We start from the raw sequence: 17,364 nt of genomic DNA, 5'->3' as shown, positions 1-17,364 counted from the left end.
GTCATTCCTTTCAGAACTCAGACGGAGGGGGCCTTCTCGTCGCGGGCGGAGTCCACTGCGGACGCCGCGTGGTCGGAGAGCACACCCACCTTGTGCCGCTGCACGAACCAGTAGTAGGCGAAACCCGCCGCGGCTGCGATGCCGACGAACAGCACCGAGCTGTACTGCAGGTACCAGTGGTACGGCGGCTCGGCGTTGTAGACCTCGGGGCGCGGCCACGCGAGGTTCACCGACATGCCCAGGCCCCACAGCACCGCGAGGACGTTGACCGGCAGGCCGAGCTTGCCCAGGCTGAAACGGCCTTCCTCCTTGACCGGCTTCCACTTGCCGCGCAGGCGCGCGATCAGCATCGGGATGGTCACCAGCAGGTAGGAGATGTAGATCAGGATGATCGCCAGCGAGGTGATCGCGGTGAAGATCTGCGGCTGTCCGATGTTGACCAGGAGCAGCACGATCGCCACGACACCGATGAACACCGCCGGAAGGACCGGGGTCTGGAAGCGCGGGCTCACCCGGGCCAGCAACTTGCCCGCGGGCAGCGCGTTGTCGCGAGCCATGGCGAACATGATGCGGATCGCGGCGGTGTGCACGGCCAGCACGCACACGGTGATCGCGACGAAGATGGCCAGCAGGAACAGGCGGCCGACGAACGGGCCGAGCGCGTCGCTGAGGACGTACTGCAGACCGTTCTCCGCCAGCTGCGGGTCGTCGAAGTTGCGGGTGGCCATCATGCCGAACAGCAGGATGAGACCACCGAGGACGAACGAGGCGATCAGCGCGCGCAGGATGGCGCGCGGCGCGTTCTTGTGCGGGTCGATCGACTCCTCGCCCAGCGAGGCGGCGGTGTCGAAGCCGTACATGACGTAGGAGGAGGCGATGCCGGCCACCAGGAAGGCGCTCAGGTAGCTGCCGCCGTACGCGGCCTCGGTGCCGTTGGTGTCGAGGACGACCGTCGGCGGGTTCACCACGACCAGCAGCAGCGCGATGATCAGCAGGACCGCCGCGGCCAGCTCGATGAACACACCCGTGGAGTTGATCTGCGCCATCAGCTTCACGCCGTAGGCGTTGACCAGCGTGGTGAACAGGATCAACACCAGCGCCAGCAGCACCGCGTTCACCGCGGAATCGGTGGCGTCGGACCCGTCACCGATCAGCTGGAAGCCGGACCAGATCTGCGGGAGGGTGTTCTGGTAGGCCAGCGCGGTGGCCGAGATGGAGACGATCGATGCCAGCAGCATCATCCAGCCGGCCAACCAGCCGACGTGCGGGCCACCGAGCTTCTTGGCCCAGTTGTAGACGGAACCGGCGATCGGATAACGCGACGCCAGCTCGGCGAAACTCAACGCCACCAGCAACTGGCCGACGAACACGATGGGCCAGGACCACACGTAGGCGGGTCCGCCGAACCCCATGCCGAAGTAGGACAGTTGGAAGGTGCCGGTGAGCACCGAGATGTAGCTGATGCCTGCGGCGAACGTGTGGAAGCTGCCGAGGCTCCTCTTCAGTTTGTTGGTGTAGCCGAACTCGTTGAGCCCGGCGTCGTGACTCGTGGTGGGCGCGCTCATGCCCCGAACTCCTTCCCCGGCCGACCGCCTCCGCCGGGTGGCAGGGGCGACGACGCGGGTTGGTTGTTTGCTCAGCGCGAAATCCCGCTTCCCGCGATGTCGTGCGGGCGGCGCTGCCGCACTCCGGCTGCCGCGCCGAACACAAGATTCCTCTCCTTACTCCGCGGAGAACCAGTTCTGCGGACCGGGCCGCAGGTTCTGGTAGACGTGCTTGGCCTCCTGGTACTCGCCGAGCCCGGCGCGGCCGAGCTCGCGTCCGATGCCGGACTGCTTGAACCCGCCCCACTCGGCTTGCGGGAGGTACGGGTGGAAGTCGTTGATCCAGACGGTGCCGTGCCGCAGCCGGTTGGCCACCCGCTGCGCCTTGGCCGGGTCGCTGGTGAACACCGCGCCCGCCAGGCCGTAGTGCGTGTCGTTGGCGATGCGGACGGCGTCGTCCTCGTCGGTGAAGCGCTCGACGGTCAGCACCGGGCCGAACGACTCCTCGGTCACCGCGTAGCTGCCCTGCTTCACCTCGTCGAGGACCGTGGGCAGGTAGTAGTGCCCGGTGGCGTAGCGCTCGCCCTCGGGACGCTTGCCGCCGGTGCGCAGCACCGCGCCCTCCGAGACGGCCTCCTTGACGTAGTCGTCGACCTTCTGCAGGTGCGCGGCGGAGATCAGCGGACCGGTCTCGGCGTCTTCGTCGAACGGGCCGCCGATGCGGATCTTCTCGGCGCGGCGCACGATCTCGGCGACCAGCGCGTCGTGCACCTCGTCCTGCACGACGAGCCGGGCGCCTGCGGAGCAGACCTGGCCCGAGTGCAGGAAGATCGCGGTGAGCGCGAAGTCCACGGCGGTGTCGAAGTCGGCGTCGGCGAAGACCACGTTGGGGTTCTTGCCACCCAGCTCCAGGGCGACCTTCTTGACCGTCGGCGCTGCCATCGCGGAGATCGTGCGGCCGGTGTGCAACCCACCGGTGAACGAGATGAGGTCGACGGCGGGGTGCTCGGAGAGCACCGAGCCGACCTCGGACCCGGTGCCCAGCACCAGGTTTCCGACACCGGCGGGCAGTCCAGCCTCCACGAGCGCGCGCATCAGCAGGACAGCGGTGGAGGGGGTCAGCTCGCTGGGCTTGAGGATGAAGGTGTCGCCCGCGGCGATGGCGGGAGCGACCTTCCACGCGACCTGCAGCAGCGGGAAGTTCCAGGGTGTGATCATGCCGCAGACGCCGACCGGCTCGTACTGCACGCGGCTGATGGCGTCCGGAGAACCGGTGTCGACGAGCTTGCCCGCGTCCGTGCCGGCGATCTTGCCGAAGTAGCGGAAGCAGGCGGCGATGTCGTCCATGTCGTACTCGCTCTCCACCAGGCGCTTGCCGGTGTCGAGCGATTCGGCGCGGGCGAACTCGTCCTTGTCGCGGACGAGGATGTCGGCGACGCGCAGCAGCAGGTCACCGCGTTCCCACGCGGAGCTGGTGGACCACCCGCCCTCGTCGAAAGCGCGTCGAGCGGCGGCGATGGCCCGCTCGGCATCGGCGCGACCGCCCTCGGAGACGGTGGCGACCAGCTGTCCGTCGGCGGGGCAGTGGATCTGCCGGGTGCGGCCGTCGGCGGCCGGCACCCATTCTCCGTCGATGAGCAGCGTGGCTGCCGAATTGTCTGCTTGCGGCATGGATCTTCCCCGTTTTCCATCGCTGGTGTGTCCGCGTCCGCGATCCCGATGAACACGCTTCACCCGAGGCGGCGAGTTCAGAATGCGGCGGACGCCGATTCGTCGCCACGCGAATCCGCACCGGGTGATGCGGAGCAATTCGCCGAATGGTGCCGTTGTTCGGCGACCTCCGGTTCCGAATTCACCTCCTGGTGGTCCATTCGGTGGCTCTGCGGCGCGTTCTTGGTCCAATTCCGCGCGACGAAAATCCCATCGCGCAGGGTCATTGGCTGCGGTGCCGGGAGAGGACCCTAACACCACACGTGTACATCTGTACATCATCGGCCGAGGACGTCATCCGGAGCTCGTCGAAAAATGCGCTGTGAACAGGCGAAACGCCTGGCCGGTGATGTGGACCGCATCGGGATCTGCCCTTGACCTGGCATGCTGGATCTCCGGATGGGCCCATCGCCCCCCGCCCGCCACCCGGATGCCGAATCCGCTCACGCGCCGTGACAGGGGAGGAACACCGAGCGCATGTCGACCACCCAGCCCGCGCCGCCCGCTCGCCGCAAGGACCCCGACCGTCGGGAGCGCATCGCGCGCGCCGCGATCGACGTGGTCGCCGAACGCGGTGTCGAGAAGCTCACGCACCGCAGCGTCGCGGCTGCAGCGGGTGTTCCGCTCGGGTCGACCACCTACTACTTCTCCACCCTCGACGACCTGCTCGCGAGTGCCCTGCGGCAGGCCGCCGAGGACGACGTCGAGCACATGCGGCAGTGGGCCGCCGAGCTGGAATCCGGTCGCGACCTCGCCGATGCGCTGACCGACCTGGTGCTGCACTACCTCGGGCCCGCCCGCGCGCAGACCGCCGTCGAGCACCAGCTCTACATCGCCGCACTGCACAAGCCCGCGTTGCGCCAGGTGAGCCAGGAGTGGGACACCGCGCTCGCCGACCTGTTCGCCTCCTACACCGACGCGCAGACGGGACGCGCGTTGTCGGTGCTGTTCTGCGGTTGGCTGCTCCAGGGCATCGTCCGAGAATCGGTGCCGAGCCGAGACGAAATCGAGATGACTTTTCGGCGGATGCTGCAACCGGGTGCGAAAACCTGATTCCAACAGGCATTTCAGCGAGGGTGTCCGGTGGATCAACATCGGATGTCCGTTGCACCGCACCGAAACCAAGCAGTTGATCTCAACAGCTTCCGCGAGGAAGATGGAGGCACAGCGATCCGTGGCACCGGTGTTCGGTGATGTCGTAGTTGTCGGTTTCGGCTCGACGGGCGCATCGGCGGAGGAATCACCGGGGTGGCACGGACTTGCCGCGTCGGGGCGTGGCTCGCTCCCAGCAAATTGATCAACTCAGGTGGGGTGAGACCGTGGGGCACAACGAAGACCGCGAACTGGTACCGCTGAAGGCCGATTTCGACACCGTCTGGTACGGGTACCGCCGATCGCAGGTGAAGTTCTACATCCAGCAGACCGAGGCCGAGCTGCGGCTGGTCACCGAGGACAGGGATTCGGCGTTGAGCCAGGTCAACGAACTGTCCGCGCAGCTCGACCAGGCCCGTGCCCAGGTCGAGGAGCTCAAGAGCGAGCTCGACGCCCAGGCGCAGGAACCCATCTCGATGGACGCGCTGTCCGACCGGATGCGTCGCATGGTCCGGTTGGCCCAGGACGAGGCCCGCGAGATCGTCGCCAGCGCCCAGGCCGCCTCCGAGCACGAGTGGGCCCGCTCCGAGCAGGCCGCCGCCGAACTGCGCAACCGCTACGAGAAGCTGGTCGCCGAGGCCGATGAGTGGCGTCGCCAGTCCGAGCAGCAGCGCAACGAGCTCATCGCCCGCACCCGTGCCGAGGTGCAGGAGATGGCCAAGGAGGCCGAGCGGCAGCGCAGGCAGCTCGACGCCGAGGCCGAAGAGCGCCGCGTCCAGGTCGAGCACGACTTCGAGGTGTCCATGTCCGCCCGCCGCGAGGAGGCCATGCGCATCCTCGCCGAGCGCGAGCAGGCCAGCCGCGAGGAGGCGCAGCGCCGCGTCCGCGAGGCCACGCGTGAGGGCGAGCGCCGTGTCCGGCGCTCCGACGAGTACGCGGCGACGATGCTCACGACCCGTCAGCAGCTCGCCGAGCAGGTGCGCACCGCCCAGCGGATCCTGGGCAACGCGGAGCCGTTCCTGGTGGCCACCGAGACCGGTTCGGACACGGAGGCTTCGGACGCCTACGTGGCCGGGACCGTCCACAAGGGAGACTCCGACGTCGACGTCCCGAAGCAGCGCGACGAAGAGCCGCTGCCGCAGGAGGCCGAAGCCACCGTCTGAGGCAACGGTGTCACCCGGGGTGCGCAACGTCGCGCACCACGGGTGACGCGAGGCCGCTCGCCGAACGCGCGGTGGGCGGCCCGTTGCTGCGCGTGGGGGACGTGTCGTGAACTCGCCTCGCGCTGTCCGGTGGGTCGTCCGTCTGGCTAGATTGCTCCGACCGTCGTGCTCACCAGGAGGTCGGATGAACTGGCGCGGATGGGCGACCATCGCGGTGACCTGCGCGTTGACGCTGGTCGGGATGCCCGTGGGAGCGGCACCGCAGGAGGACGTCGCGCAGCGGTTGGCGGAGGTGCCGGGGCTGACCGTGGTGGGCGAGCGGCCCACCGAACCGGGTTTCCGGCTGTTCGACCTGACCTTCACCCAGCCGGCCGACCACCGCCACCCGGGAGCGGGTTCCTTCGAGCAGCGGCTGACCCTGCTGCACCGCGACCTGTCCCGCCCGACGGTCCTCCGCACCACCGGGTACGGGCTGCCGTCCCAGGCGAGCCGCGCCGAGCCCACGCGGCTCGTCGACGGCAACCAGGTGGACCTGGAGCACCGCTTCTTCACCCCGTCGCGGCCCGAACCCGCCGACTGGAACGACCTCGACATCTGGCAGGCCGCCACCGACGAGCACGCGGTGATCTCGGCGCTGCGGAGCGTCTACGAGCAGCGGTGGCTCACCACCGGTGCCAGCAAGGGCGGCATGACGGCGGTGTACCACCGCCACTTCTACCCGGACGACGTGGACGGGACCGTTGCGTACGTCGCACCGAACGACGTGGACAACGGACGGGACGCCTACGACGGGTTCCTCTCGTCGGTCGGTACCGATCCAGCCTGCCGCGAGGCGCTGGCCGCGGTGCAGCGGGAGGCGTTGCTGCGCCGGCCGGAGATGCTCGCCGCCTTCCAAGCCTTCGCGGACTCGCAGGGGCGGACCTTCGACCGGATCATCGGCGACGTCGACCGAGGTCTCGAGCTGGTCGTGCTCGACGCGCCGTGGGCCTTCTGGCAGTACCGGGGCCAGCAGGACTGCGGTCAGGTCCCGGCTCCGACGGCGAGCACCGATGAGATCTACCGCTTCCTCGACGAGACCGTCGAGTTCGCCTTCTACACCGACCAGGGCATCGAGCCCTACACGCCGTACTACTACCAGGCCGGAACCCAGCTGGGCTGGCCCGACGTCTCCGACGAGCACCTGGCCGACCTGCTGCACCACCGCGAGCTGAGCCGGCCGCGCAACCTGGTGCCGCGCGACATCCCGGTGGAGTTCGGGCCGGGCGCGATGCGCCGGGTGGACTCCTGGGTCCGCAACCGCGGTTCAGAGCTGATGTTCGTCAACGGTGAGAACGACCCGTGGAGCGCCGAGCCGTTCGCGCCGAGCCGGTGGGATTCGCACTCCTACCTGGTGCCGGGTGCCAACCACGGCGCGACCCTCACCGGGTTGCCCGTCGATCAGCGCGGCGAGGCCGAAGCCACCGTCCTCCGCTGGGCCGGCGTCGAGGTCCCGCCGCTGCGCACGACCCGCCTCGACCAGCTGCCGCTGGAGCGTCACCCGCTCTGACGACGTGCGGCCAGCCGGTCGTAGAGCCGCAGCAGCGAGTCGTGGGCCGGGCGCTCGACCGCTCTGGTCAGCGCCCAGCCGAGGAGCGTGCCGGTGGTCAGCATCGCCAAGGTCTGCAGCACCGGTGGCACACCGTTGGTGTCGAGGTAGTGCAGCAGGATGTAGCCGACCGTCTGGTGGGTGAGGAACACGCAGTAGGAGATCCCCGCGAACCAGGTCAGGCCGCGCGCGAGCGCGGGCGGGAGCTTCCAGTCCGGTCCGCAGGCCACTGAGGTGAGCACGAGCATGCCGATCCACACGGCGGTGGTGGAGCCCCAGTCGCAGTCGAGCTGCCCGTCGGGCAGCCGGACGTAGTTGTGCAGCGCTTGGGCGGCCATGCAGGACGCCAGCAGGACCGCGAAGTGGACGCGACCGAGGCGCCGGGTGGAGACCATCCAGATCGCCACCCCGGCCACGAACAGGTGCCAGCGGTGCACGCCGAACCCGTCCACCAGCATCCGGTAGGTCTCCGGCGCTGCGGTGATGCGCAGGTGCCACTGGGCCAGCGGCAGCAGCACGGCCGCCCACAGCACCCAGACGATCTTGTTCCCGTGCCCCCACCGGGTGGCGAACAGGGCGGCGGCGAAGGTGAAGCCCATCAGCTGCAGCGGGACCGTCCAATGTGACCCGTCCAGGAAGGCGTACTCCGCCGGCTTCCAGTTCCACAGCATCAGCAGGTGGTGCGCGAGGTCCCACCCGGACGGTTCCTGCCACGAAGGCGGTCTCAGGAACCGCAGGACGAGCCAGATCAGCACCACCGCGCCGACGAAGGGCGGCACGAGCCGCGCCATGCGCTTCCACCAGTAGCGCCGGAGGCTGCCGCGTCCGATGGTGGCCGCGGCGAAGTACGCCGAGATCACCAGCAGCAGGCTCGCGCCGACCTGGAACGGGAAGACGACCAGTCGTGGCGTCAGCTCCGGGTGCGTCACGCGGCTCATGTGCGTCGCGTGGTAGATCATCACCAGCACCACGCAGCCGGCGCGCACGGCGTCCCAGCTGACCTTCCGGGTGCTCCTCTTCTGCGGAGCGCGGCCAGAGCGAGTTGCGGACAGGTCGTGCACGCTCGCTACCTCGGGGGTCGTGTGGCCGGGGATCTTGCTGGTGAGAGGGGTCCTGGCGCACAGTCTAAGCGCTTGCGCCGTCCGGCCGAGATCGGGTCGCCGGCGTGGTGCGCGCCAGCAGCGCGAAGCCCAGCGGCTCCGGGCTGCGCAGGTCGGCGTCGGCCGGACCGGGCCGCCAGTCGGCCGCGGGGACCGCGCCGGGATCGACGAGGTCGAGGCCGTCCAGGAAGGAGCGCACCGTCTCGCGGTCGCGCAGCGCGGGCCGTGGGCAGCTGCCGTCCAGCACGCGGAGGACCTCGCGCGCCCGCTCCGGGGCGAACTCGCCGGTGAAGTGCGACAGCGCGAGGAACGATCCGGGTGCCACCGCCTCGGTGTAGCGGCGGATCACCTGCGCCGGGTCGTGGTGCTCCCCGAAGGTGTGCAGCACGCCGAACATCAGCACCGCCACCGGCTGCTGGAAGTCGAGCAACCGTCGCGTCTGCTCCGCGGCCAGCACGGAGTCCGGGTCGCGCACGTCGGCGTGCAGCACCGCAGCGTTGTCGCAGCGGGCGAGCACCAGCTGCCCCTGGGTGGCGGCGATCTGGTCGTTGTCGACGTGGACCACCCGCGCGGCCGGGTCCGCCTCCGCGGCGATCTCGTGCGGGCTGCCGGCGGTCGGGATGCCCGAGCCGAGGTCCAGGAACTGGCGGACACCCAGGTCGAGGCAGGTGCGCATCATGCGTCCCAGGCAGGCGCGGTGTGCCAGCGTCTCGATCCGGGCGTCGGGTGCGGCGGAGAGGACGCGACGAGCCAGCGCGCGGTCGGCGGCGAAGTTGCTGCCGCCACCGAGGAAGTAGTCGTGAACACGAGCGTCGCTCGGACGGTCCAGGTCGAGGCTCCTGGTGATCATCGGTCGGCCGCCAAGGTGTCTGCGAGTGACTTTCCTGCTGCGAAGCGTAGTGATGGTCAGCGGTACTGATCAGGTGAAAAATCAGCAGCGCAGTGACGCAGCGTCACCTCGATGGAGTAGCGCGGAAGATCTGCCAACGGGCCCGGCGATCTCCGGGAGAGAGGGGAAATTGCGTTTTCAGTTCTGTGAAAAACCGAAAGAACTCCGCCCGGATCTGGTGGCCTCGACTCCGGATTCAAGATCGAATGAGTGGCGGGTTCTCGCGGTGAGGCGAGCATCACCCAAAAGGGAGCATTCATCTGTATGCTCTCCGTTACTATCTGCCTCGCGTGACCCGAGCGAGCCCCACCCCGTCCGGCGATGAGGAACCGTAGATGTCGAGCGATGACCACGTGCCACGGCGCGGAGAGTTCCCCGACTGGTACCCGGTGGTCGTCGGTTCCGCGATCGCGTTCCTCCTGTCCGGTGCGCTCCTTTCCTGGGCATTCCTGCGGTCACCGATCGGCGCCCCGATCACCGGGGTCGGAGTGCTGCTCGTGCTCGCCCTGTCCGCCGCCGTCGGCGCGGTCGTCCGCAGCGTGCAGTGGACCCGTCACTACCGCACCGCCGCCGCCGGCCTGAACAGCGACGTGGTGCGGCTGGCCGACGACGCGCTGCCCGACCTGGCCGAGCGGCTGCGCGGCGGCGCCACCGCCGAGGAGGCGGTGAAGGGGATCACCCACGACTACGGCGTTCCGCACCGGCGCGTCCTCAAGGTCCTGTCCCGGGAGCTGGCCGCCAGCGAGAAGAGGCGCGCTGCGGCGCTGTCCACCTGCGCCCACGCGGCCGGCCGGGTCCAGGCGCTGACCACCGGCATGCTCGCCGACCTCCGCGAGGTGGAGTCGCGCCACGACTCCGAGGACGTGCTGGCCGACCTGCTCAAGCTCGACCACGCCACCGCGCAGGCCGGGCGGCTCGCCGACAGCATCGCGGTGCTCACCGGCGCGCGCAGCGGACGCCGCTGGACCAAGCCGATCGTGGTGGAGAGCGTCCTGCGCGGCGCGATGGGCCGGATCAGCGCCTACCAGCGGATCCGGCTGCACTCCACCAGCACCGCCGCCGTCGTCGGCTACGCGGCCGAAGGCGTCATGCACGTCCTGGCCGAGGTCATGGACAACGCCACCAAGTTCTCCCCACCCACCGAAGAGGTGCACGTCCACGTCGACGAGGTGCACAGCGGCGTGGTCATCACCGTCGAGGACAGCGGGCTGGCGCTGAGCGACGCGGCCCGTGCTCGCGCGGAACGAGCGGTGTCGGACGCCCCGCTCGACCTCGCCGAGGTCTCCGGTGCCCGTCTCGGCCTCGCCGTCGTCGGGTGCCTGGCCCGCAAGCACGAGCTGTCGGTGTCCTTCCGCGCTTCCGCGCGCGGCGGCACCGGTGTGGAGGTGGTGGTCCCGCAGAAGCTCATCACCGAGCCGCGTCCCGAGGCCGAACCGCCCGCCCCGGGCGGACCGGCCAGCCCGACACTGGACCGGCACACCGACCCCGCCTCGGAGGCCGAGCCCGGCGAACTGCCCCGGCATCGCCGCGGCCGGACCCTCACCGCGGCGCGCTCGGCCCCCGCACCCAGGCGGGCCGACGACGAGCGGTCGGACGCGGGAGCGCGCTTCGGCGCCTTCTCCCGGTCCCGTCGCGACGGATCGTCCACGTCGGACGACGACACCCGATGAAACCCCCGACGACCCCGATTGGAGGTGTGGGACCGCGGGTCGCCCCGCCCGCCGTCCCGACGCCGCGATGACCATCGACACCCGCGAACTCGACTGGATGCTGGAGAACCTGTTGCAGAGCACCCCCGGCAGCAGACATGCCCTGGTGCTGTCCAAGGACGGCCTCAAGCTCTGCCACACCGCAGGCCTCACGTCCGACCAGGCCGACCAGCTCTCGGCGATCGCCTCCGGCATCCAGAGCCTCTCCTACGGCGCCTCGGTGGAGTTCGGCGACGGCAGCGGGGGAGTGCGGCAGTCGATGACCGAGTTCTACGGCGGTGTGCTGTGCATCGTCGAGGCCGGGTTCGGCGCGCACCTGGCGGTGCTGGCCTCCGACGAGGCCGACGTGGGCGTCGTCGGCCACAACATGAACGAGCTCGTCGAGCAGATCGGCGAGCACCTGCGCAGTCCGCACCGGGTCGAAGTCCCATGACGCGGCGGCTGCTCGACGACGAGGACCCGGACCGGCTCTACGTCGTCACCGGCGGCCGCACCCGTCCCGCCGACGACACCTTCGACCCGGTGACCCTGGTGGTCGCCGAGGGGGAACCGAGCCCGGGCATGCAGTCCGAGCCCGCCGTCATCCTGCGCCTCAGTCGCGAACCGGTCTCCGTGGTGGAGCTCGCCGCCGCACTGCGGCTCCCGGTGAGCGTGGTGCGCGTCCTGCTCGACGACCTCCACGCGAGGGGCAAGATCACCGCCAGGCCCCCCTCGGCCCGGCGGGACCCGGCGGAGGTCCCGACTCCCGACTTCCTTCAGCAGGTGCTCGTTGGACTTCGCAACATCTGACCGGGTCCCGTTGCGCCACAGCGCCTCCGACGGCCTCAAGATCGTCGTCATCGGGGGCTTCGCGGTCGGCAAGACCACCCTGGTGGGCTCGGTCAGCGAGATCCGACCGCTGAACACCGAGGAGACCATGACCGCGGCCAGTGTGGGAGTGGACTCCACCGCCGGTGTCGGGGGCAAGACCACGACCACGGTGGCCTTCGACTTCGGGCGCATCACGCTCGACGACCGGATGGTGCTGTACCTGTTCGGCGCCCCGGGCCAGGAGCGCTTCTGGTTCCTCTGGGACCAGCTCTTCGCCGGTTGCCTCGGCGCGGTCGTGCTGGTGGACTCGCGTCGCATCACCGACTGCTGGTACGCCCTCGACCGCCTCGAGGAGCAGGGCACGCCCTTCGTCGTGGCGCGCAACAACTTCGGCGTGCCCCGGCACAGCTTGGCCCAGGTGCGGAAGGCGCTGGACCTGTCCGACGAGGTGCCGGTGCTCGACTGCGACGCCCGCGACCGCGAGTCCAGCAAGGCGGTGCTGGTGCGCCTGGTGGAGCACCTGCACGCGATGTCCTCGGCGCGGGGGCGGTGATGGACCCGCAGGTGCGGGCGACCCCGTTCTTCGGCGAGCGCTTCCACCGCGACCCGGCCGCGGTCTACCGGCGGTTGCGCCACGACCACGGTCCGGTGGCCCCGGTCCAGCTGGAAGGCGGCGTCACCGCCTGGTGCGTGCTGGGCTACCGCGAGGTGCACCACGTGGTCGGCAACCCCGAGTTGTTCAGCCGCGACCCGCGGCGGTGGAACCGCTGGCACCGCGTCCCGGAGTGCTGGTCGCTGCGCCCCTACGTCGAACCCCGCCCCTCCGCGCTGTTGTCCGATGGGGAGGACCACCGCGCTCGCGGTCACGTGGTGCGCGAAGCACTGGCCACTGTGGACCTGGTCGAGCTCGCCGCCGCGGTGGAGCGGATCAGCGACACGCTCATCGACCGGTTCGCCGCACGCGGCTCCGCCGACTTGGTCGTCGAGTACACCCACCAGGTCCCGCTGCTGGCGATGGCCCAGGTCTACGGTCTTCCCGACGACGACGCGCCGATGCTCACCCACGACGTGGCGCTGACCGGGCAGGAGGGGGAGGAGGCGGTGCGCGCGCACGAGCGCACCGTCGCTCGCATGCTGCGCCTGGTCCGCGAGCGCCGCGAGGACCCCGCCGAAGACCTGGTGTCGAACCTGGTGCAGCACCCGGTCGGCTTCGCCGACGAGGAGGTCGCCACCGACCTGTTCCTCGTCCTCGGCAGGGCGCACCTGACCACATCGGACTGGATGGGCAACGCGTTGCGGCTGATGCTCACCGAACCGCGCTTCGCGCTCGGCCTCGCGGGGGGCCGCAGCAGCGTGGCGCACGCGCTCAACGAGGTCCTGTGGGAGGACACCCCGACCCAGAACCACGTGGGTCGCTGGGCCACCCGAGACGTCCAGCTCGGCGGACAGACCGTCCGCCGGGGCGACCTGCTGGTCCTGTGCTTGGCCGCGGCCAACGCCGACCCGCAGGTCCGCCCGCGCGGACACGAGGGCGCCACCGGCAACCACGCCCACCTAGCCTTCAGCCACGGCGAGCACGGGTGTCCCCACGCCGCTCAGGAGATCGCCAGGACGATCACCACCACGGGGATCGAAGTCCTGCTGGACCGGCTGCCCGACACCACCTTGGACGTCGAGCCTGGGGACCTCACCTGGCGTCCCTCGGTGCTGATGCGCGGGCTCACCTCGCTGCCGGTCACCTTCTCGCCGCACTGACCACGCGGAAACGCCTGCCGTGGAAACACCTCCGCGTGACGTCAGAGCCAGCGGTAACGGCGTTCGGGGCGGCCGGTGCCTCCGTAGCGGAGGCGCACCTCGGCCTTGCCGGACTCGACGAAGTGCTCCAGGTACTTGCGGGCGCTGACGCGGGAGATCTCGATGGCGTCGGCGCACTCGGCGGCGGAGAGGTCGCCGCCGTCGCTCGAGTGCTCGCGCACGGTCTCCTCGACGGTGCGGGCGGTTTCGGCCGACAGGCCCTTCGGCGGAGCGATGCCTCGGGCGCGGGTGCCGAAGAGCCGGTCGACGTCCTGCTGGGCGGTCGGGGCGTCACCCGGGATCTCGGCGAGGGCGCGGTGGACCGCGCGGAAGCTCTCCAGCCGCTCCCGCAGCGCCTCGTAGGTGAACGGCTTGATCAGGTAGTGCAGCGCACCGCCGTGGACCGCGCCTCGGACGGTGTCCAGGTCGCGCGCGGCGGTGATGACGATGACGTCCGGATCGGCCGCAGGTCGGCCGCGCAGCTGCCGCAGCACCGACAGGCCGTCGATGTCGGGCAGGTAGATGTCGAGCAGCACCAGGTCCGGTCGCAGCTCGTCGACGGCCACCACGGCGTCGGCACCGGTGTGCGCGACACCGACGACCTCGAAGCCCTCCACCCGCGAGACGTACCCGCTGTGGACCTTGGCGACCATGAAGTCGTCGTCGACCACCAGAACTCGGATCATGCCCCCTCCCACGGCAGCCGCGCGGTGAACACCGCGCCGTCGGCGTTGTGCACCTCCACCGATCCGCCGCGCCTGCGGCAGATCTGCCTGGTCAACGCCAGGCCGAGCCCGCGCTCACCACCGCGCGCGGCCTTGGTGGTGAAACCGTGCTGGAAGACCTCCTCGACGATCTCCGGCGCCACGCCCGGGCCGGAATCGCGGACCACCACGGTGATCTCGTCGCTGTGCCGCAGCTCGACCTCGATCCACGCGTCCTTCGTGGACTCCAGCGCGTCCAGCGCGTTGTCGATGAGGTTGCCCAGCACCGTCACCAGGTCGGCGGAGACCTCCTCGTCGAGAGCGCCGAGGGAACCGCCTTCGTCGAGCCGCAACCCCACACCGCGCTCGGCCGCGAGGCTGGACTTGGCGATCAGCAGCGCCGCCGTGGCCGGGTCGTGCACGCGCGCGGTCACCTCGGCGTGCCACTGCTCGCTGTGCCGGGAGATGCGCTGCACGTAGCGCTGCAGCTCCTCGTGCTCGCCCAGCTCCACCAGCCCGGAGATGGTGTGCAGCCGGTTGGAGAACTCGTGGGCCTGGGCGCGCAGCGTGTCGGTGGTGTCGCGGTGCACCGCCAGCTCCCGCTGGAGGTCGACCAGCTCGGTGCGGTCGCGCATGGTCACCACCGCGCCGACCGAGGAGATCGGCATCCGGTTGAGCACGACGACGCGGCCGCGCCGCAGCACGATCTGGTCGACCCCGTCGGATCGGCCGGTGAGCACGTCCCGCAGCCGGTCACCGAGTTCGAGGGAGTCGATACCGCGGCCGAGGCAGTCCTCCGGCAGCGTCAACAACCGCATCGCCTGGTCGTTGACCAGCGTGATCCGGTTCTGCTCGTCGACGCCGACCACGCCTTCGCGCACCCCGTGCAGCAGCGCCTCGCGGTGCTCGACGAGCCGCGTGATCTCCTGCGGCTCCAGCCCCAGCGTCTGGCGCTTGACCCGGCGGGCCAGCAGCACGGACCCGGCGATGCCCAGGAACGCGGCGAAGGCCAGCAACGCCAGCGGGCTCTCCGGCGAGGCCCGCAGACCCTGCAGCAGGTCGGGGGTGTCGCGGCCGGCCGAGACCACGCCGACGATCCGCGCGTCGCTGGCGATCACCGGCACGTGGGCGACCAGCGTGTCGGTGCCGTCGGAGTCGACCTCACCCACCCACGCCCTGCCGCGCAGCACCGTGGAGTCGCCCAGCGGCAGCGGTTGACCCCGCTGCCCGGGGTCGGGGGAGGTCAGCACGACACCCCGGGCGTCAGCGATGATCACCTGGTCGGCACCGGAGAGGCTGCGCGCGCTCTCGGCGAGGATCGGCAGCGCGTCCCGCCGGTACGGGTCCTGCAGGTTCGCGCGCACGGTTTCGGTGGCGGCGAGGTCCTCGGCGACCGAGAGCACCTTGCGCCCCTCGGTCGCGCGGAACGCGGCGTCGCTCTGCACCACCGAGTACACGGCGACCGTGCCGAGGAGCACGAGGATGATCAGCAGCTGCCAGCTCAGCAGCTGCCGCGACAGGCTCCCCTGCACACGCAACACCGCGCACCTCCTCGCCGGGAACGTTAACCCGCAGCCGCCCCGCGTCGGTGAAGCACCTGGTCGTCCCGCCTCGGCCCGGAACGGGGCACCGGTTACAGAAGTTCCGGAAGTGTCGTTACGTGTCTAAGCGAGACACGTCGCAGTGCGGGAGTGCAGCATGAGCCGGCTCACGTTCCGACCACGATGGAGAGGCGGGATCGCCCGTGCGGCTACGCAGCACGATGGCTGTGATCGCAGCCGTGCTGCTGGTGCTCCTGGTGCCACCACTGATCAGCACCAGCAGTGACAGCAGTGCCGAAGCGCAGATCCGGGGCCTGCGGGTGCTGGTTCCCAACTCGCCCGGTGGCGGGTACGACATCACCGCGCGCACCGCGGTCAAGGCGATGGAGGACGCCGGGCTGCAGAGCGGCACCGAGGTGTTCAACCTCCCCGGAGCCGGCGGCACCGTCGGCCTGGGACGCGTGGTCAACGAGCGCGGCAACGGCAAGCTGGCCATGTCGATGGGCCTGGGCGTCGTCGGCAGCGTCTACACCAACCACTCGCCGGTCTCCCTGCAGGACACCACGCCGATCGCCAAGCTCGTCGAGGAGTCCGACGTCATCGTGGTCGGCAAGGATTCGCCCTACCAGGACCTCGACCAGCTCATCGCCGACTGGAAGGCCCGCCCCGGTGACGTTCCGGTCGGCGGCGGTTCCTCCCCGGGCGGACCCGACCACCTGGCACCGATGCTCATGGCCAAGGCCATCGGGCTCTCGCCCAAGCAGGTCAACTACGTGCCCTTCGACGGCGGTGGCGAACTGCTCGCCTCGGTGCTCGGCGGCAAGGTCGCCTTCGGCGTCTCCGGCATCGGCGAGTACCGGGACCAGATCGAGGCGGGGGAGCTGCGGGTCCTGGCCGTGACCGGTCCGGAGCGGCTGCCCGGTGTGGACGCGCCGACGCTGCTCGAGTCCGGTGTGGACGTCAACTTCACCAACTGGCGCGGCGTCGTCGCCCCGCCGGGGATGGACGAGCGCGACCGCGCCAAGCTCGTGTCGCTGTTCGAGCGCCTCAACGGTTCCCCGGAGTGGCGGGAAGCGCTGCAGCGCAACGGCTGGACCGAAGCGTTCCAGCCGGGTCCGCAGTTCGGTGAGTTCCTGGCGCAGGAGAACGACCGCGTGGCCACGGTTCTCGAGGAGTTGGGGCTGGCATGACCGAAACCACGACACGGGCGCCGGAAAACCCCGAGCCCCAGCGCAGTTGGCTGCGCGAGCACTCCGAGCTCGGCATCTGCGCGCTGCTGGCGCTGCTGGGCGTCTTGGTGCTCAGCGACGCCGCGGCGATCTCGACCGACTTCACCCAGCGCGGTCCGGTCGGACCCAAGACCGTGCCGTTCCTCGTGGGAGGTCTGCTGCTGCTCGTCTCGGTGCTGCTGGCCCGCGACGTGCTGCGCGGCGGGCACGGTGAGTCCGAGACGGGCGAGGACGTCGACCTCTCGGCACCCAGCGACTGGCGCACGGTGCTGCTGCTGTCGGCCTCGTTCCTGGCCAACGCGGTGCTCATCGGCATCGTCGGGTTCCCGCTGTCCGGGATGATCCTCTTCTGGGGCTGCGCCTACGCGCTGGGCAGCCGCCACACCGTGCGGGACCCGCTGCTGGCGGCGGTGCTGTCGGTGCTGACGTACTTCGTGTTCAACAACCTGCTCGGTGTCCCCCTGCCCGGCGGCCCGCTGATGGGGGTGCTGTAA

Annotated in this window: 16 protein-coding genes; 10 read left to right on the top strand and 6 right to left on the bottom strand. The window is 70.2% G+C overall.

Going from position 1 to position 17,364, the window contains the following annotated elements; genetic code table 11:
* Positions 1–17 precede the first annotated feature (17 nt).
* Both EIL87_RS09965 and EIL87_RS09960 read right to left on the bottom strand, forming a co-directional pair.
* The gene (locus EIL87_RS09965; protein WP_125089935.1) at positions 18–1,565 is read right to left on the bottom strand and encodes an APC family permease; all 1,548 of its coding nucleotides are present in this window, start codon (positions 1,563–1,565) and stop codon (positions 18–20) included.
* 156 nt (positions 1,566–1,721) lie between these two features.
* On the bottom strand, positions 1,722–3,215 hold the full coding sequence (locus tag EIL87_RS09960; protein WP_125089934.1) for an aldehyde dehydrogenase family protein: 1,494 nt from the start codon (positions 3,213–3,215) through the stop codon (positions 1,722–1,724).
* Between the two features lie 516 nt (positions 3,216–3,731).
* Between EIL87_RS09960 and EIL87_RS09955 the strand changes: the two genes are divergently transcribed.
* The 3 genes from EIL87_RS09955 to EIL87_RS09945 all read left to right on the top strand — a co-directional run bounded on the left by EIL87_RS09955 (position 3,732) and on the right by EIL87_RS09945 (position 7,055).
* Entirely contained in the window at positions 3,732–4,307 is a 576-nt protein-coding gene (locus EIL87_RS09955) for a TetR/AcrR family transcriptional regulator (protein WP_125089933.1), read from the top strand.
* A 266-nt stretch (positions 4,308–4,573) separates the two neighbouring features.
* Positions 4,574–5,509 (top strand): coiled-coil domain-containing protein, encoded by a 936-nt coding sequence (locus EIL87_RS09950; protein WP_199740336.1) that lies wholly within the window; start codon positions 4,574–4,576, stop codon positions 5,507–5,509.
* 184 nt (positions 5,510–5,693) lie between these two features.
* The gene (locus EIL87_RS09945) at positions 5,694–7,055 is read left to right on the top strand and encodes a S28 family serine protease (protein WP_125089932.1); all 1,362 of its coding nucleotides are present in this window, start codon (positions 5,694–5,696) and stop codon (positions 7,053–7,055) included.
* Here the strand turns inward: EIL87_RS09945 and EIL87_RS09940 are convergent.
* Together EIL87_RS09940 and EIL87_RS09935 are read right to left on the bottom strand one after the other, a co-directional pair.
* Positions 7,043–8,155, bottom strand: a complete 1,113-nt coding sequence (locus tag EIL87_RS09940; RefSeq protein WP_233576137.1) for an acyltransferase family protein — start codon at positions 8,153–8,155, stop codon at positions 7,043–7,045. The two genes, EIL87_RS09945 and EIL87_RS09940, sit on opposite strands and share 13 nt — an antisense overlap.
* A gap of 64 nt (positions 8,156–8,219) precedes the next feature.
* The gene (locus EIL87_RS09935; protein ID WP_125089930.1) at positions 8,220–9,044 is read right to left on the bottom strand and encodes an SAM-dependent methyltransferase; all 825 of its coding nucleotides are present in this window, start codon (positions 9,042–9,044) and stop codon (positions 8,220–8,222) included.
* A gap of 374 nt (positions 9,045–9,418) precedes the next feature.
* Here EIL87_RS09935 and EIL87_RS09930 point away from each other — a divergent pair, with 374 nt between their 5' ends.
* The 5 genes from EIL87_RS09930 to EIL87_RS09910 all read left to right on the top strand — a co-directional run bounded on the left by EIL87_RS09930 (position 9,419) and on the right by EIL87_RS09910 (position 13,357).
* A complete protein-coding gene (locus tag EIL87_RS09930; RefSeq protein WP_125089929.1) occupies positions 9,419–10,753 on the top strand; it encodes an ATP-binding protein in 1,335 nt (444 codons plus the stop codon).
* A gap of 67 nt (positions 10,754–10,820) precedes the next feature.
* On the top strand, positions 10,821–11,225 hold the full coding sequence (locus EIL87_RS09925; protein ID WP_125089928.1) for a roadblock/LC7 domain-containing protein: 405 nt from the start codon (positions 10,821–10,823) through the stop codon (positions 11,223–11,225).
* Entirely contained in the window at positions 11,222–11,581 is a 360-nt protein-coding gene (locus tag EIL87_RS09920; RefSeq protein ID WP_125089927.1) for a DUF742 domain-containing protein, read from the top strand. The genes EIL87_RS09925 and EIL87_RS09920 overlap by 4 nt, the downstream gene beginning before the upstream one ends.
* The gene (locus EIL87_RS09915; RefSeq protein ID WP_125089926.1) at positions 11,562–12,155 is read left to right on the top strand and encodes a GTP-binding protein; all 594 of its coding nucleotides are present in this window, start codon (positions 11,562–11,564) and stop codon (positions 12,153–12,155) included. Before EIL87_RS09920 ends, EIL87_RS09915 begins: the two co-directional genes overlap by 20 nt.
* Complete coding sequence (locus EIL87_RS09910) at positions 12,155–13,357, top strand: cytochrome P450 (protein WP_125089925.1); 1,203 nt, start codon at positions 12,155–12,157, stop codon at positions 13,355–13,357. The genes EIL87_RS09915 and EIL87_RS09910 overlap by 1 nt, the downstream gene beginning before the upstream one ends.
* Before the next feature lie 41 nt (positions 13,358–13,398).
* Here EIL87_RS09910 and EIL87_RS09905 read toward each other — a convergent pair whose 3' ends face one another.
* Together EIL87_RS09905 and EIL87_RS09900 are read right to left on the bottom strand one after the other, a co-directional pair.
* Positions 13,399–14,082, bottom strand: a complete 684-nt coding sequence (locus tag EIL87_RS09905) for a response regulator (RefSeq protein WP_125089924.1) — start codon at positions 14,080–14,082, stop codon at positions 13,399–13,401.
* Complete coding sequence (locus EIL87_RS09900) at positions 14,079–15,641, bottom strand: sensor histidine kinase (protein ID WP_407690528.1); 1,563 nt, start codon at positions 15,639–15,641, stop codon at positions 14,079–14,081. The genes EIL87_RS09905 and EIL87_RS09900 overlap by 4 nt, the downstream gene beginning before the upstream one ends.
* A gap of 221 nt (positions 15,642–15,862) precedes the next feature.
* Here EIL87_RS09900 and EIL87_RS09895 point away from each other — a divergent pair, with 221 nt between their 5' ends.
* Both EIL87_RS09895 and EIL87_RS09890 read left to right on the top strand, forming a co-directional pair.
* Positions 15,863–16,831, top strand: coding sequence for a tripartite tricarboxylate transporter substrate binding protein (locus EIL87_RS09895; RefSeq protein WP_199740335.1), 969 nt, complete (start codon positions 15,863–15,865; stop codon positions 16,829–16,831).
* Positions 16,828–17,364: a tripartite tricarboxylate transporter TctB family protein gene (locus EIL87_RS09890; protein WP_125089922.1), complete on the top strand. Its 537-nt coding sequence runs from the start codon at positions 16,828–16,830 to the stop codon at positions 17,362–17,364. The genes EIL87_RS09895 and EIL87_RS09890 overlap by 4 nt, the downstream gene beginning before the upstream one ends.

The sequence above is a fragment of the Saccharopolyspora rhizosphaerae genome, assembly GCF_003931915.1.
GTDB lineage: Bacteria > Actinomycetota > Actinomycetes > Mycobacteriales > Pseudonocardiaceae > Saccharopolyspora > Saccharopolyspora rhizosphaerae.
The sequence above is the reverse complement of the archived record's forward strand: the minus strand, read 5'-3'. Positions and strand labels throughout refer to the sequence as shown.

Coding starts and splice junctions, on each gene's coding strand:
- EIL87_RS09965 (WP_125089935.1), bottom strand. CDS start 1,565: ATGAGCGCGCCCACCACGAGTCACGACGCCGGGCTCAACGAGTTCGGC.
- EIL87_RS09960 (WP_125089934.1), bottom strand. CDS start 3,215: ATGCCGCAAGCAGACAATTCGGCAGCCACGCTGCTCATCGACGGAGAA.
- EIL87_RS09955 (WP_125089933.1), top strand. CDS start 3,732: ATGTCGACCACCCAGCCCGCGCCGCCCGCTCGCCGCAAGGACCCCGAC.
- EIL87_RS09945 (WP_125089932.1), top strand. CDS start 5,694: ATGAACTGGCGCGGATGGGCGACCATCGCGGTGACCTGCGCGTTGACG.
- EIL87_RS09935 (WP_125089930.1), bottom strand. CDS start 9,044: ATGATCACCAGGAGCCTCGACCTGGACCGTCCGAGCGACGCTCGTGTT.
- EIL87_RS09930 (WP_125089929.1), top strand. CDS start 9,419: ATGTCGAGCGATGACCACGTGCCACGGCGCGGAGAGTTCCCCGACTGG.
- EIL87_RS09925 (WP_125089928.1), top strand. CDS start 10,821: ATGACCATCGACACCCGCGAACTCGACTGGATGCTGGAGAACCTGTTG.
- EIL87_RS09920 (WP_125089927.1), top strand. CDS start 11,222: ATGACGCGGCGGCTGCTCGACGACGAGGACCCGGACCGGCTCTACGTC.
- EIL87_RS09910 (WP_125089925.1), top strand. CDS start 12,155: ATGGACCCGCAGGTGCGGGCGACCCCGTTCTTCGGCGAGCGCTTCCAC.
- EIL87_RS09905 (WP_125089924.1), bottom strand. CDS start 14,082: ATGATCCGAGTTCTGGTGGTCGACGACGACTTCATGGTCGCCAAGGTC.
- EIL87_RS09895 (WP_199740335.1), top strand. CDS start 15,863: ATGGCTGTGATCGCAGCCGTGCTGCTGGTGCTCCTGGTGCCACCACTG.
- EIL87_RS09890 (WP_125089922.1), top strand. CDS start 16,828: ATGACCGAAACCACGACACGGGCGCCGGAAAACCCCGAGCCCCAGCGC.